The following is a 15,311-nucleotide window of genomic DNA, read 5'->3' as shown; positions in this document are numbered from 1 at the left end:
GAGCGCGTGAAGGCTATCCGCAGGTTTACCGTCCGCGCGCTCATTCCCGAGTCCCTGAGCCCGCTCGCAGCCCTCGCCGCCAACCTCCGCTGGTCGTGGCACGAGCCGACGCAGCGCTTGTTCGATGAGATCGCGCCGGAGATCTGGCGCGACACGGACCACGATCCGATCAGCGGGCTCGGACTCGTGACCCCGGAGCGTCTGGCCGATCTCGCGAGCGATGCGGACTTCGTCGGCCGAGCGCGAACCCTGCATGAGGAGCTCCGCCGGTACCTCGCAGAGCCGCGCTGGTACCAGGGGCTGCCGGATCCGAAACCGCAGTCGATCGCGTACTTCTCGCCGGAGTTCGGCATCGCCGCGGCGCTCCCGCAGTACTCCGGAGGCCTCGGGATCCTGGCCGGGGACCATCTGAAGAGCGCCTCCGACCTGGGTGTGCCACTGGTCGGCGTCGGATTGCTCTACCGTTCCGGATACTTCGCTCAATCCCTGACGAGCGACGGCTGGCAGCAGGAGAGCTATCCCGTCCAGGATCCGGACGGCCTCCCCGTGACGGTGCTCCGCGATCCTGACGGCACGCCGGTCACCGTCACCCTCGCACTGCCGGACGACCGGACGCTGAACGCCCGCGTCTGGATCGCGGATGTCGGGCGGGTTCCGCTACTGCTGCTCGACACCGACATCCCCGAGAACGTCGCGGAGCTCCGCGCGGTCACCGACCGGCTCTACGGCGGCGGTGGCGAGCATCGTCTCCTGCAGGAGCTCCTGCTCGGGATCGGCGGCGTCCGAGCGATCAAGCAGTGGAGTGAACGCACCGACCAACCCCTTCCGCAGGTGTACCACTCGAACGAAGGGCACGCGGGGTTCCTCGGTCTGGAACGCATCAGCGATCTCGTCGGGAACGGCCTGTCCTTCGACGAGGCGCTGCAGCTCGTCCGCGGTGGCACCGTCTTCACGACCCACACTCCCGTACCGGCCGGGATCGACCGGTTCGATCGATCGGTCATCGCCCGGTACTTCACCGGGGACCTCCTGCCCGGGGTCGGCGTCGACGAGGTCCTCGCGCTCGGCGACGAGACCGCGAACGGTGGTTCGCCCGATGTGTTCAACATGGCGATCATGGGGCTCCGCCTCGCGCAGCGTGCGAACGGTGTGAGCCGGTTGCACGGCGCGGTGAGCCGGGAGATGTTCCGTGGTCTGTGGCCGGGGTTCGACGTCTCGGATGTACCGATCACATCGATCACCAACGGTGTGCACGCCCCGAGTTGGACCGATCCGTCCCTCATCGAGTTGGCCGAGGAGCGGTGGGGGAGTGCGGAGACGAGTCGTGCCGACTGGGCGGATCCCTCGATCACCGATGCGCAGCTCTGGGGCGTGAAGCGCGGAATGCGCGATCGCCTCGTCGCTGACGTCAGGCACCGGATCGCGGCAGGCTACCGGACGGACAATCCGCACGCGGTCGTGCCGTCGTGGATCGACCAGCTCCTCGATCCGGACGTCCTCACGATCGGGTTCGCGCGACGCGTCCCGAGCTACAAACGCCTCACGCTGATGCTGCGCGATCCGGAACGGCTGCGGGCCATCCTGCTTCATCCCGAGCGCCCGGTGCAGATCGTCGTCGCCGGGAAGTCGCACCCTGCCGACGACGACGGCAAGCGGCTCATCCAGCAGCTCGTGCAGTTCGCCCAGGACCCGCAGCTGCGCTCGCGGATCGTCTTCCTGCCCGACTACGGCATCGGGATGGCCAAGACCATGTACCCGGGCTGCGACGTGTGGCTGAACAATCCGCTCCGGCCTCTCGAGGCGTGCGGGACGTCCGGGATGAAGGCGGCCTTGAACGGAGCGCTCAACCTGTCGATCCTCGACGGCTGGTGGGACGAGTTCTCCGACGGCGAGAACGGTTGGGCGATCCCGACCGCCGACGGCGCCACCGACGACGACGAGCGGGACGCGCTCGAGGCGACGGCGCTCTACGAACTGATCGAGCACCAACTCGCCCCGCGCTATTACGACCGCGGCGACGACGCCGTGCCGGAGCGCTGGATGCGCATGGTGCGCCACACGATCACAACACTCTCCGAGCCGCTCAGCGCCGACCGTATGGTGCGCGAGTACACCGAGCGGATGTACCTGCCGGCCGCCGCGATGGAGGCGACGCTCGCCGCATCCGACCAGTTGCGGGCGCGAGAGCTCGCCGCGTACAAGCAGCGGATCCGTGCCGCCTGGCCGCAGCTCGCCGTCGCCCACGTCGAGAGCGGGGGGTGTCGACGAGGTGCCGCAGGTGGGTGATGTGCTGCGTCTGCGTGCGTACGTGCAGCTCGGCGAACTCTCGCCCGAGGATGTCTCGGTCGAGGTCGTCTGCGACGTGCCGGGAGTCGGCGGCGAGCTGCTCGACACGCGGACGCAGCCGCTCGTCTGGCAGCAGTCGTCGTCGACCAACCGGCCGGAGAGCACACTCGAGTTCGCAGGGACGCTGCCCTTGGACCGAGCTGGAGGCTTCGGATACACGGTTCGGATCGTGCCGCGTCATGAGCTGCTCCTGACACCGGCCGAACTCGGCCTGGTCGCGCTCGCCACGACCTGACGCGTCCGCCACGGTCGTCGACGGAGGATGAGCGTGTCGTCAGCGACCGATCGACGCGATGATCGCTGAGACGGCGGCCGACAGGTCGGACGGTGCGAGTTCGATGTCGAACCCGCGACGGCCGCCCGACACGAACACCGTTGGGTGGTCGCCCGCGCTCGCATCGAGGACGGTGCGGAGCCTCGTACGCCCGCCGATCGGGCTGATCCCGCCGACAACGTAGCCGGTCTTGCGTTCCGCCACCGCGGGATCGGCCAGGACAGCGCGCTTGCCGCCGACCGCACTCGCGAGCGCCTTCAGGTCGAGTTGCCCGGAGACGGGGACGATACCGACGACGAGGACGCCGTCCACGTCCGCCAGCAGGGTCTTGAAAACTCGTTCCGGCTCGACGTCGAGCACCGCTGCGGCTTCGAGGCCGTAACTCGGGGCGGCGGGATCATGCTCGTACGGGTGGGGCGTGAACGCGATCCCCAGCTTCGTCAGTTCGACGGTCGCCGGAGTGCCGCCACCCTCGACCTTCCGCCTCGCCACGGTCAGACGGCCCGGAAGAGCTGCATCGAGGTGGCTGAGACGGGCACGACCTGCCCTGGGGCGAAGGTGTCCTCCTGCTCGGAAGGCAGGTCGTCTGCAGAGTTCCACACACGGAGGTACGAGGTGACGCCCGCGTGCTCGGGGAGCGTGACGTCGGTCGGCTGCTCCACGCCATGGACGATCAGCAGGATCCGATTGAGCTCCTCCTCCTCAGGTGTGCTCGTCGAGAAGAACTGGAGCGTGCGGTTCCTGGGACTCGTCCAGTCATCGGTGCTCATCGTCTCACCGGAAGCGTCGAACCAGTCCATCACGCTCGCACTGGGCACCTGTGTCCCTTCGGCGGCGAACCGCTTCGGACGGAGCGCCGGGTTCGTGCGACGGAGTTCCAGCAGGCGACGGGAGTGCGCGAAGAGCTGCTCCTGCCATGGTTCCCTGGACCAACCCACCCAGGTGAGCTCGGAGTCGTGGCAGTACGCGTTGTTGTTCCCGCGCTGGCTCCGTCCGAACTCATCGCCAGCGGTCATCATCGGGATGCCGGAGGACAGCAGCAGAGTGCCGAGGAGGTTGCGCATCGCCTTCCGCCTGGCGGCGAGGATCCCGGCGTCGTCTGTCGGACCCTCTGCGCCATGGTTGAACGAACGGTTGTTGTCTGTCCCGTCGCGGTTGGACTCGCCGTTGCCGACGTTGTGCTTCACGTCATAGGACACCAGGTCGGCGAGGGTGAAGCCGTCATGCGCGGTGATGAAGTTGACGGAGGCGAGCGGACCACGCTCGGCCGAGAACGTGTTGCTCGACCCGGCGAGGCGCGTCGCGAAACCCCCGATGCCGACCGGGGCGTCTGCGCGCCTCGCGTAGTCGATGTCCGACAGCCAGAAGTTCCGCACGCGGTCACGGTACCGGTCGTTCCACTCGTGCCACCCGTCCGGGAAGTTGCCGGTCTGCCAGCCGCCCATGCCGACATCCCAGGGCTCGGCGATCATCTTCGCATCGACCAGCGAGGGATCGGTCAGGAGCGCGCCGAGCAGAGGATGGTCACGAGTGAACTCCACGTCCTCGTTCCGCCCGAGCGTCGCCGCGAGGTCGAAACGGAAACCGTCGATCTGGACGTCCTCGGCCCAGTACCGCAGTGAGTCGATGACGAGCTGCTGGGGGACCGGGTGGCCGAAATCGACGGTGTTGCCGCAGCCGGTCACGTCGATGTACGCGCCATCCTCGGTCTGGCGGTAGTAGCTCGCGTTGTCGATGCCGCGGAAGCTCGTGCGAGGGCCCCCGGGGCCTTCTTCCGCCGTGTGGTTGTACACGACGTCGAGGATGACCTCGAGACCTGCCTCGTGGAGCAGCTTGACCATTCCCTTGAACTCGCGGAGCACCGCATCGGCACCGGCCGCCTGAGCCGCCTTCGTCGCGTACGGGGCATGCGGGCTGAAGAAGTTCAGCGTGTTGTAGCCCCAGTAGTTGACGAGACCCTGCTTGATGAGCCGCTGCTCCGAGGTGAAGGCGTGCACGGGGAGCAGCTCGATGCTGGTCACACCGAGCGAGTGCAGATGGGCGATCATCGCCGGGTGCGCAAGACCCGCATAGGTGCCGCGGAGCTCCTCCGGGACGTCCGGGTGGAGCTTGCTGAGCCCCTTCACATGCGCTTCGTACACGACGGTCCGGTCGAGCGGGATGCGCGGTTTCTCGACCCCGCCCCAATCGAAGTCGTCGTCGATCACCACGGAACGCCACTGCTCGGCGGCCACCCGCGCGAGTCCGCGCGCATAGGGGTCCAGCAGGAGCGTCTGTGGATTGAAGACGTTCGTCGGAGACACCGGGCCGGAAGCGCGCAGAGCGTAGCGACGCCCGCGGATGAGGCTTCGAGACCGGCCCGTCCACACGCCGTGCTCGTCGCGGGTCATGTCGACTGACCGGGTGATCCAGTTCGGATCCTTGTCATCGAAGATCACGAGCTCGAGCGCATCAGCATGCTCCGACCAGACGCGGAGTTCGCCGCCGCCCGGACCGAGACGGACACCGAGATCGTGCAGGGGCTCAGCAGCGGTCATGCGTTCTACAGTAGTGAGTGCACGAGTCCCCGACGTCACGCGGACAGGGCGACGAACGGACAGGAGGAGCAGCATGGCGGTGTACCTCGACCATGCGGCGACGACCCCGGTCCGAGCCGAGGTCATCGCGGCCTACGCCGAAGCGATGGCGATCGTCGGCAACCCCGCCTCCATCCACGGACCCGGCCAGCAGGCACGACGCCTGCTCGAAGAAGCACGCGAGAGCGTCGCGGCGACACTCGGCTGCGACCCGATCGAGCTCGTGTTCACCTCAGGAGGCACCGAATCCATCAACCTCGCGATCAAGGGACTCTACTGGCAGCAGCAGCGAGCCCGCCGCCGCCCGGGCGTGATCGCGCCACACGGCGAACACCACGCGACGCTCGACACGATCGAATGGCTCGAACGACACGAGGGCGCTACCGCACACTGGACGCCGCTCGACCAGCTCGGACGCGCCACGCTTGATGCCACTGCCGAGCAGTACGCCGAGTACGGGCAGGAGATCGCCGTCGCGACCGCGCTGTGGGCGAACAACGAGGTCGGGACGATCCAACCCGTGACGGGTCTCGCCGCGCTCGCCGCAACGGCGTCGGTCCCGTTCCACCTGGACGCGGTCTCCGCCTACGGACACCTGCCGATCGATCTCGTCGCGCTCCGGGAAGCGTCGGGCTCGAACGGTGCGAACGGGCTCGTCGCGCTCAGTGTGTCCGCACACAAGATCGGCGGCCCGGTGGGGATCGGTGCGCTCGTCGTGAGCCGCGCCGCCGTCGTGGAACCGTTGCAGCATGGTGGCGGGCAGCAGCGCGGACTCCGATCCGGCACGCAGGATGTGGCCGCTGCGGTCGGTTTCGCCGTCGCAGCGACGGCGATGGCCGAGGAGCGGGTGACCGAGCAGGCTCGGCTCGGTGCCCTCCGAGACCGTGTGATCGCGGGTGTGCACGCCGCCGTGCCCGGCGCGCAGTTGAGCGGAGATCCGACCGACCGACTCGACTCCAACGTGCACTTCGTGTTCCCAGGCGCTCAGGGTGATTCGATGCTGTTCCTCCTCGACCTCGCGGGCGTCGCCGTGTCGACGGGATCGGCCTGTCAAGCGGGCGTCCCCGAGCCGTCGCACGTGCTCCTCGCGATGGGGCGGACCGAGGGAGACGCTCGCTCGGCACTCCGGATCACACTCGGCCGCACGACGACCGACGCCGACGTCGATGCGTTCCTCCGAGCGCTGCCGACGGCGTACACGCACGCGAGCCGCGCGGGCTCAGCCGACCGCGACACCGCACTCGGCGCACGCCCATAGCCCGTCCTGGTGGACACCGAGCCCGCTGAGGGGCGCTGCGCATCGGCTGGCGCGTAGACTTGCCCGGTGAAAGTCTTGGCAGCGATGAGTGGTGGAGTGGACTCCGCCGTGGCCGCGGCGCGTGCCGTCGACGCGGGGCATGAGGTCGTCGGCGTCCACCTGGCCCTGAGCCGGATGCCCGGCACCCTGCGCACCGGGAGTCGAGGGTGTTGCACGATCGAGGACTCGATGGACGCGCAGCGTGCCGCGAATCTCATCGGCATCCCGTACTACGTATGGGACTTCTCGGAGCGCTTCAAGCTCGATGTGGTCGACGACTTCATCGCCGAATACCGTGCCGGTCGAACGCCGAACCCCTGCATGCGCTGCAACGAGAAGATCAAGTTCGCCGCCCTGCTCGAGAAGGCGATCGACCTCGGGTTCGATGCCGTCGTCACGGGGCACTACGCGACGATCGTGACGACGCCGGAAGGCGACCGCGAACTGCACCGGGCGAGTGCCTGGGCGAAGGACCAGTCGTACGTCCTCGGCGTCCTCACGACCGAGCAGCTCGCCCACTCGATGTTCCCGCTCGGTGCGACGCCGTCGAAGGCCGAGGTGCGCGCTGAAGCAGCCGAGCGCGGCTTCACCGTCGCCAACAAGCCGGACAGCCACGACATCTGCTTCATCCCCGATGGTGACACCAAGGGCTGGTTGGGTGAACGCGTCGGCACGGAGACCGGACAGGTCCTCGATCGCGACGGAGCGGTCGTCGGTTCACACGAGGGCGCCCACGCGTTCACCGTCGGCCAGCGGAAGGGTCTGCACCTCGGCGTGCCGGCACCGGACGGACGCCCGCGGTTCGTGCTCGAGGTCCGCCCGAAGGACAACACCGTCGTCGTCGGTCCGAAGGAGGCGCTCGCGATCGGCGAGATCGCGGGTTCGCGCTATACCTGGGCCGGGCGTGCACCCGCGGTCGGCGTCGCTCCCATCGCGTGCGACGTCCAGATCCGCGCGCACGCCGATCCGGTCCCCGCAGCGCTCGCCCTGGTCAACGGAGAACTCGTCGTGCATCCTGAGACGCCGCTCGACGGTGTCGCCCCCGGTCAGACCGCTGTCCTCTACAGCGGAACGCGTGTGCTCGGGCAGTTCACCATCGATCGCACCGTCAGCGCCGTTCCTGTGGGTGCAGACGCCAGCAGTGCTGACAGCTCGGCATAGCGGCGACCGCAGACGAGGAACGCCCCACGAGCCATGGCTCGTGGGGCGTTCCTCGTCAGCGGATCAGGCGGTCTTCGCGCCCTTCTTGGGTTTCTTCACGAAGAGCGTCTCCGCCTCTTCGAGTGTCAGGCCGTTGGTCTCGGGGATCTTCGTGAGCACGAAGACGAAGGAGAGCAGGGCGAAGAACGCATACATGCCGTAGGTGACCGGCAGCGAGAACGCGGCGAGAGCCGGGAAGCTGACGGTGATGAGGAAGTTGGCGATCCACTGGGCCATCGCCGCGACGCCGAGCGCCTTGGCCCTGAGTCGGTTCGGGAAGATCTCACCGAGGAGCACCCAGACGAGCGGACCCCACGACGCACCGAACGCGACGACGAAGACGTTCGCCGCGATCAGGGCGATGGTGCCCCAGGGCTGCGGGAGCGAGACATCTCCGGCGGCGTTCGTAATGGACTGCGTGAACGCGATCGCCATCGCCCCGAGCGAGACGGTCATGCCGATGGACCCCGCGAGGAGGATCGGCCGACGCCCGATGCGGTCCACCAACAGGATGGCGACGATCGTGACAGCGACGTTCGTCACGGAGGTGATGACCGAGATGAGGAGCGAGTTGGACTCGTCGAAACCGACGGCCTTCCAGAGCGTCGTCGAGTAGTAGAAGATGACGTTGATGCCGACGAACTGCTGGAAGATCGACAGGATGATACCGATCCAGACGATGGGCAGGAGGCCGAACCGGCCGCCCCACAGCGTCGCCTTCTTCTGCTGCTCGTCGTCCTTGACCGCCTGCTCCGCGAGCTTGACGGCACGGTCGACCTCGGCCTGGGGCCACACGGTCGCGAAGATGCGGCGGGCTTCGTCCGCTTTCCCCTGGCGGACGAGGTAGCGCGGGGACTCCGGCAGCCTCAGCGCGAGGAGCCCGTAGACGACGGCGGGGATCGCGCAGGCGATGAACATGAAGCGCCAGGCTTCGATGCCGAACCACAGCGGGTTGGACGCGCCACCGGCGGCACCCGCGAGGACGGAGTCGGACAGCAGCGCCGCGAAGATGCCGAGCGTGATCGCCAACTGCTGGAGTGATGCGAGGCGCCCGCGGATCGCGCTCGGTGCGATCTCGGCGATGTACGCGGGAGCGACGACGGAGGCGATGCCGATGCCGAGGCCCCCGACGACCCGCCAGATGACGAGGTCCCAGGGGGAGAATGCGAAGCCGGCGCCGAAGGACGAGACGAAGAACAGGATCGCCCCGAGCAGCATGGTGAAGATCCGACCGCGGCTGTCGGCGATCCGACCCGCCAGATACGCGCCGAGCGCGCACCCGAGGAGAGCGGACGCGACGGCGAAGCCGATGAGGGCGTCACTGAGCGCGAAGTGGTCCTGCATCGCGTCGACAGCGCCGTTCACGACGGACGAGTCGAAGCCGAAGAGGAATCCACCCACAGCGGCGGAGACGGAGATTCCGACGACACGCGCTGTCAGCTGTTTGCTGGTGGGCGCCGTCCCCGTTCCTGGGCTGCTGGACTGGGACATGGTTCCTCCGATTCCGCGCGCAACGTTCCTGCGGCACTGCGACACCCTACTCCCCGTTCGGGCGCTGCCAGACCCCGTTGCACCGAACGGGGAGAACGTGCCGGGTGTTAACGCCCGTCGCGTGTCTGAGGCCACTCGTAGACTGGCGTCGTGACCGACGGCAACGAACAGACCCTGCAGCAGGCATCGGCCGAGGCGGAGGAACTCACCTCTCGCATCCTCGAACTGCGAGACGCCTACTATGAGCGCGACGAGTCGCTCGCCTCAGATCTCGAGTACGACGGGATGATCCATCGCCTCGAAGAACTCGAGCGCCTGTTCCCCGAGCTGCAGAGCCAGGACAGCCCCACGCAGACGGTCGGGGGCCGCGCCGAGACGACGCTGTTCGCACCCGTCACCCACCTCGAGCGCATGCTCAGCCTCGACAACGTGTTCTCCATCGAGGAGTTCATCGCCTGGGCGGCGAAGGTCGAACGCGACGCCGGCGGCTCTGTGCAGTACCTGTGCGAGCTGAAGATCGATGGCCTGGCGATCAACCTCCGGTACGAGCGCGGCCGCCTGGTGAGCGCCGCGACGCGCGGCGATGGAGTGGTCGGCGAGGATGTCACCGAGAACGTGCGGTTCATCCGATCCATCCCCGAGCGCCTGACGAGCACGGACCCCGACGTCGAGTTCCCGGAGGTCGTCGAGGTCCGAGGTGAGATCTTCTTCCCGGTCGAGTCGTTCCGCGAGCTCAACGCCAATCAGGCGGCGGCGGGTGAGCGGGTGTTCGCGAATCCTCGGAACGCTGCGAGCGGCTCCCTGCGGCAGAAGGCCGAGAGCAAGAATCCGGCGCAGCTCGCGCTGATGCACGACCGCCTCGACCGTCTGCAGATGCTCGTCCACGGCATCGGCGCCTGGGAGCAACCGCCGGTCGCGCGTCAGTCGCAGGTCTACGAACTCCTGAACAGCTGGGGTCTGCCCACCTCGACCCACTACCGCGTGCACGATGAGGCTTCGGGCGCTGCAGAGTTCATCGAGTACTTCGGCGCCCACCGCGACAGTGTCGAGCATGAGATCGACGGCGTCGTCGTGAAGGTCGACGACCTCGCTCTGCACGGCGAACTCGGGGCGACGAGTCGGGCCCCCCGCTGGGCGATCGCGTACAAGTACCCACCGGAGCAGGTGAACACGAAACTCCTCGACATCGTCGTCAGCGTCGGTCGCACTGGACGCGCGACGCCGTTCGCAGTGATGGAGAAGGTGCTTGTCGCCGGTAGCGAGGTCCGTCAGGCGACCCTCCACAATCAGGACGTCGTGAAGGCGAAGGGGGTCCTCATCGGAGACACCGTCGTCCTTCGGAAGGCCGGTGACGTCATTCCCGAGGTCCTCGGTCCCGTGGTCGAACTCCGCGACGGGTCTGAGCGCGAATTCGTCATGCCTGAGCACTGCCCGGAGTGCGGCACGGCGCTCGCTCCGGCGAAGGAGGGCGACATCGACCTCCGCTGCCCGAACGCGCGCAGCTGCCCCGCTCAGGTGCGTGGCCGGGTCGAGCACATCGGGTCTCGTGGGGCACTCGACGTCGAAGCCCTCGGCGAGGTGGCCGCGGCCGCTCTCACTCAGCCGCTCGAGCCTGCAGAGCCACCGCTCGTGACCGAAGCCGGCCTCTTCTCGCTGACGATGGCAGACCTGTTCCCGGTGACGGTGGTCGTCCGAGACTCCGAGACCGGTCTGCCGAAGCTGACCGATGACGGATCCGAGAAGACCGACACGCCGTTCCGTCGACGGCGCGCGAAGAAGGACGGCGTCCACGACCCAGAGGCAGCCGAATTCGACGGCGACGAGTTCTCCGTCCCGTCCAAGAACGCGATCGAACTGCTCGCGAACCTCGAACTCGCGAAGACGAAGCCGCTGGCGAGGCTCCTCGTCTCCCTGAACATCCGCCATGTCGGGCCGGTCGCAGCCCGCTCGCTCGCAGAGTATTTCGGCTCGCTCGACGCCATCCGTGCTGCCACCCGTGAGGAGCTCGCCGAGGTCGAACGGGTCGGCGGGATCATCGCGGACGCCCTCATCGCGTGGTTCGACGTCGACTGGCATCGCGACATCGTCGAGCGTTGGGCCGCGGCAGGGGTGCAGTGGACGACGCCCGGTCACCCCGGGCCGGGCGCTGCCGTCGCCGAGGGTGGCGTGCTGTCGGGCCTCACCGTCGTCGCCACCGGCTCACTCGACGGCTTCACCCGCGACGGCGCACTGGAGGCGATCATCCAGGCCGGCGGCAAAGCCGCGTCGAGCGTCTCGAAGAAGACCGATTTCGTGGCGGCGGGGCCCGGGGCCGGCTCGAAACTCGCGAAGGCGGAGTCGCTCGGCGTGCGCATCATCGATGCCGCCCAGTTCGCCATCCTCGTCAGCGAGGGGCCGGCAGCGCTCGGCGAGCCGGAGCCCACACCCGGGCCGGAGACCGCGGAACCCGCGGCGGAGTAGGCGCCCTCGGCACGGAGCTCCCCCGGGATGGAGCTCTGCGCGAGCGGGTCAGCTCTGGTCGGCGAGGAGACTGTCGCGCACTTCGCGGCGAAGTACCTTGCCGATGAGGGACTTCGGGAGTTCGTCGACGACGACGATCCGACGAGGCACCTTGTAGGGCGTGAGGATCTCGCGCGCCCAAGCACGGAGCGCTTCGGGGTCAACGCTCGCGCCGGGCACCGCGACGACCGCTGCGACCACCTGTTCGCCGGAGTGATGGTCCGGCAGACCGACGACAGCGGCATCAGCGACGGAGGCGTGGCCGCGGAGCACCTGCTCGACCTCGCTCGGAGCGACGTTGAAGCCACCGGTGATGATGAGTTCCTTGATCCGGTCGACGACCGTCATGAACCCCTCGGCATCGATCGACACGATGTCGCCGGTCCGGAACCAGTCGCCGGGCAGGAGGACCGCGGCTGTCTCCTCCGGCTTGTTGTAGTACCCCTGGAACACCTGAGGCCCGCGCACGAGCAGCTCGCCGGCCTCGCCCGCTGGACGATCCGTGTTCGGATCGTCCGGGTCGACGACGCGCACCTCGGTACTCGGGAGGGGCAGCCCGATGGTGCCGGGCTTCCTGCCCGCCGAAACCGGGTTGGCGGAGATGACTGGGGAGCACTCCGAGAGGCCGTAGCCCTCGACGAGGAACCCGCCGGACGCCGCCTCGAACGGCACGACCAGATCGTGCGGCAGTGGCATCGCACCCGAGATGGCGATCTCCGTGCCGTGCATGGAGATGCCGCGCTCGGTTGCAGCGGCGAGCAGTCGATCCGCGATGGGAGGAACGGCCGGAAGGAAGGTCGGGGGGCGCTTGCGCATGACCTTCAACACGAGGTCAGGGTCGAACTTGGGGAACAGGACGAGCCTGGATCCCATACTCATCGCGAACGTCAGGCAGAGCGTGAGGCCGTAGGCGTGGAACATCGGGAGGACGGCATAGACGACCGCCTCACCGCGCTTGACGGTCGGGACCCACGCTCGTGATTGTGCCGCGTTCGCGAGGAGGTTGCCGTGGGTCAGCGCTGCCCCCTTCGGTGATCCGGTCGTGCCGCTCGTGTATTGGATGAGCGCAAGCGAATCCGTGGCGGGCTTCGGGTGCGTCGCCGGCAGTGAGCCGGAGGTGAGCAGCTGCTCCCAGCGCACCGTTCCGCTGACCGGACCGGTCAGTTGGGCACGTGATGCCCGCGCCTTGGGGATCGGGAGTCGCAGAGCCGCGCGCATCGTCAGCGGCATCGCGCGGGTGACATCGATCGTCACGAGCGAGTGCACGGCGAGGTCCGCCGGGAAGTCCTGCAGGTGTTCGGCGACCTTGTCCCAGACGATCGCGAACTTCGCTCGGTGGTCCTCGAACTGGTGGCGGAGTTCCTGCGGAGTGTAGAGCGGATTGTGCTCGATGACGATCGCGCCGAGACGCAGGACGGCGTAGAAGGCGACGATGTGCTGCGGGCAGTTCGGCAGCATGAGCGCAACGGGATCGCCCGAGCGGACGCCGAGCGCTCGGAGGCCGGCGGCGGCGCGAGTGATCAGCGCATCGAGCTCCGAGTAGGACGTGGTCGCGCCGAAGAACTCGAGGGCGACAGCGTCCGGATAGCTGGACGCGGACGCCTCCACGAGGTCGCCGAGGCTGCCGGTCTGCCGGGGGATGTCGTGTGGCACGTCTGCGGCGTAGCTCGCCAGCCACGGGCGATCGTGCGGAGGACGGGGACGGCTGCCGGAGTCGTTCTGGGTCACGGTCCAACTGTAGAGGCGACACCAGACGGAGGACTACGCCGGTGACGAATAGACTGGAGCGACCGCCACCGCTACACGTACGGGAGACGCATGTCGGAAATCACCAGCGAGCAGGTCGCGCATCTCGCGAACCTCGCCCGCATCGCCCTGACTCAGGACGAAATCGCCCACCTCACCACCGAGCTCGACTCCATCGTCGACAACATCGCGAAAGTGCAGCAGGTGGCGACACCTGAGGTCCCGGCGACGAGCCACCCCATCCCGCTCGAGAACGTGTACCGCGACGACGTCGTCGGCAACACGCTCACCCTCGAGCAGGCATTGCAGAACGCCCCGGAATCGGCCGACGGCCGATTCAAGGTCTCCGCGATCCTGGGGGAGGAGCAGTGAGCGAACTGATCGGTCTGACCGCCGCCGAACTCTCCAGCAAGCTCCGTTCCGGCGAGGTGTCGAGTGTCGAGGCGACGCAGGCGCATCTCGACCGCATCGCGCAGGTCGATGGTGACGTCCACGCCTTCCTCCACGTCTCGGACCACGCGCTCGACGTCGCAGCGGACATCGATGCGCGTCGTGCTGCCGGCGAGACCCTGGGCGAGCTGGCGGGTGTCCCGCTCGCGATCAAGGACGTCCTCGTCACGACGGACATGCCGTCCACCTCGGGTAGCAAGATCCTCGAGGGGTACCTCTCACCGTTCGACGCGACCGTGGTCGCCCGTTCTCGTGCCGCCGGTCTCGTGCCGCTCGGCAAGACGAACATGGACGAGTTCGCGATGGGCTCGAGCACCGAGTACTCCGCGTACGGCCCGACCCACAACCCTTGGGACCTCGATCGCATCCCCGGTGGCTCGGGTGGTGGCTCCGCAGCAGCGGTCGCGGCCTTCGAAGCCCCGATCGCGCTCGGGAGCGACACTGGCGGCTCGATCCGCCAGCCAGCGCACGTGACCGGCACCGTCGGCGTCAAGCCGACGTACGGTGCGGTCAGCCGCTACGGCGCGATCGCGTTGGCATCCTCGCTCGACCAGGTCGGACCTGTCAGCCGCACGGTCCTCGACGCAGGGCTCCTGCACGACGTCATCGCCGGCCACGACGCCCTCGACTCCACCTCGCTCCGCGACACGTGGCCGTCCATGGCTGCCGCAGCGCGCGAGGGTGCTCGTGGCGACGCTCTGCGCGGGCTCCGTGTCGGCGTCGTCAAGGAGCTCAACGGGGAGGGCTTCCAGTCCGGCGTCCGCAGCCGCTTCCAGGAGGCTCTCGACGTCCTCGCGGCGAACGGTGCTGAGATCGTCGAGGTCTCCGCCCCCAACTTCGAGTACGCCGTCGCGGCGTACTACCTGATCCTCCCGGCCGAAGCATCGTCGAACCTCGCGAAGTTCGACTCGGTCCGGTTCGGCATGCGCGTCACCCCCGAGGGCGGCGGTACGGTCGAGCAGGTCACGTCGGCCACCCGCGAGGCAGGATTCGGCCCAGAGGTCAAGCGTCGCATCATCCTCGGCACCTACGCGCTGAGCGCCGGCTACTACGATGCCTACTACGGCAGCGCCCAGAAGGTGCGCACCCTCATCCAGCGCGACTTCGCGGCCGCGTTCGCCGAGGTCGACGTCCTCGTGAGCCCGAGCGCCCCGACCACGGCGTTCAAGCTGGGCGAGCGCATCGACGACCCGCTTGCGATGTACCTCAACGACGTCACCACCATCCCGGCGAACCTCGCCGGGGTCCCAGGCATCAGCGTGCCGATCGGGCTCGCCCCCGAGGACGGCCTGCCCGTCGGCATCCAGTTCATGGCGCCAGCACGAGAGGATGCCAGGCTCTACCGGGTCGGCGCCGCTCTGGAGGCGCTGCTCGAATCGACGTGGGGACACACCCTCATCTCGCAGGCACCCGCTCTCGGAGGTCGGTAACC

Annotated in this window: 9 protein-coding genes and 1 pseudogene; 6 read left to right on the top strand and 4 right to left on the bottom strand. The window is 68.1% G+C overall.

Annotated elements, in window-relative coordinates:
• Window positions 1-6: 6 nt before the first annotated feature.
• Window positions 7-2,581, top strand: a pseudogene (gene glgP / locus ABMA10_RS13235) (alpha-glucan family phosphorylase).
• Between the two features lie 39 nt (window positions 2,582-2,620).
• Here the strand turns inward: glgP and ybaK are convergent.
• Window positions 2,621-3,112 (bottom strand): Cys-tRNA(Pro) deacylase, encoded by a 492-nt coding sequence (gene ybaK, locus ABMA10_RS13230; protein ID WP_347869019.1) that lies wholly within the window; start codon window positions 3,110-3,112, stop codon window positions 2,621-2,623.
• Window positions 3,113-3,114: 2 nt separating this feature from the next.
• Window positions 3,115-5,157, bottom strand: a complete 2,043-nt coding sequence (gene glgX / locus ABMA10_RS13225; RefSeq protein ID WP_347869020.1) for a glycogen debranching protein GlgX — start codon at window positions 5,155-5,157, stop codon at window positions 3,115-3,117.
• A gap of 73 nt (window positions 5,158-5,230) precedes the next feature.
• Between glgX and ABMA10_RS13220 the strand changes: the two genes are divergently transcribed.
• Window positions 5,231-6,454 (top strand): cysteine desulfurase family protein, encoded by a 1,224-nt coding sequence (locus tag ABMA10_RS13220; protein WP_347869021.1) that lies wholly within the window; start codon window positions 5,231-5,233, stop codon window positions 6,452-6,454.
• 66 nt (window positions 6,455-6,520) lie between these two features.
• Window positions 6,521-7,654, top strand: a complete 1,134-nt coding sequence (gene mnmA, locus ABMA10_RS13215; protein WP_347869022.1) for a tRNA 2-thiouridine(34) synthase MnmA — start codon at window positions 6,521-6,523, stop codon at window positions 7,652-7,654.
• Between the two features lie 63 nt (window positions 7,655-7,717).
• Here the strand turns inward: mnmA and ABMA10_RS13210 are convergent, their stop codons facing one another.
• A complete protein-coding gene (locus ABMA10_RS13210) occupies window positions 7,718-9,184 on the bottom strand; it encodes a sugar porter family MFS transporter (protein ID WP_347869023.1) in 1,467 nt (488 codons plus the stop codon).
• A 150-nt stretch (window positions 9,185-9,334) separates the two neighbouring features.
• On the opposite strand from ABMA10_RS13210, the gene ligA reads away from it, so the two are divergent.
• Entirely contained in the window at window positions 9,335-11,644 is a 2,310-nt protein-coding gene (gene ligA, locus ABMA10_RS13205; protein ID WP_347869024.1) for an NAD-dependent DNA ligase LigA, read from the top strand.
• 48 nt (window positions 11,645-11,692) lie between these two features.
• Here ligA and ABMA10_RS13200 read toward each other — a convergent pair whose 3' ends face one another.
• Complete coding sequence (locus tag ABMA10_RS13200; protein WP_431030613.1) at window positions 11,693-13,411, bottom strand: long-chain-fatty-acid--CoA ligase; 1,719 nt, start codon at window positions 13,409-13,411, stop codon at window positions 11,693-11,695.
• A 90-nt stretch (window positions 13,412-13,501) separates the two neighbouring features.
• Here ABMA10_RS13200 and gatC point away from each other — a divergent pair, with 90 nt between their 5' ends.
• Both gatC and gatA read left to right on the top strand, forming a co-directional pair.
• On the top strand, window positions 13,502-13,801 hold the full coding sequence (gatC, locus tag ABMA10_RS13195) for an Asp-tRNA(Asn)/Glu-tRNA(Gln) amidotransferase subunit GatC (RefSeq protein ID WP_347869025.1): 300 nt from the start codon (window positions 13,502-13,504) through the stop codon (window positions 13,799-13,801).
• Complete coding sequence (gatA, locus tag ABMA10_RS13190) at window positions 13,798-15,309, top strand: Asp-tRNA(Asn)/Glu-tRNA(Gln) amidotransferase subunit GatA (RefSeq protein WP_431030612.1); 1,512 nt, start codon at window positions 13,798-13,800, stop codon at window positions 15,307-15,309. The genes gatC and gatA overlap by 4 nt, the downstream gene beginning before the upstream one ends.
• Window positions 15,310-15,311 lie beyond the last annotated feature (2 nt).

It is taken from the genome of Plantibacter sp. RU18 (genome assembly GCF_050613355.1).
Taxonomy (GTDB): domain Bacteria; phylum Actinomycetota; class Actinomycetes; order Actinomycetales; family Microbacteriaceae; genus Plantibacter.
The sequence above is the reverse complement of the archived record's forward strand: the minus strand, read 5'-3'. Positions and strand labels throughout refer to the sequence as shown.

What these genes read in the sequence shown, in the direction of transcription:
- glgX (WP_347869020.1), bottom strand. Translation starts at nt 5,157, where the DNA reads ATGACCGCTGCTGAGCCCCTGCACGATCTCGGTGTCCGTCTCGGTCCG.
- ABMA10_RS13220 (WP_347869021.1), top strand. Translation starts at nt 5,231, where the DNA reads ATGGCGGTGTACCTCGACCATGCGGCGACGACCCCGGTCCGAGCCGAG.
- ABMA10_RS13210 (WP_347869023.1), bottom strand. Translation starts at nt 9,184, where the DNA reads ATGTCCCAGTCCAGCAGCCCAGGAACGGGGACGGCGCCCACCAGCAAA.
- gatC (WP_347869025.1), top strand. Translation starts at nt 13,502, where the DNA reads ATGTCGGAAATCACCAGCGAGCAGGTCGCGCATCTCGCGAACCTCGCC.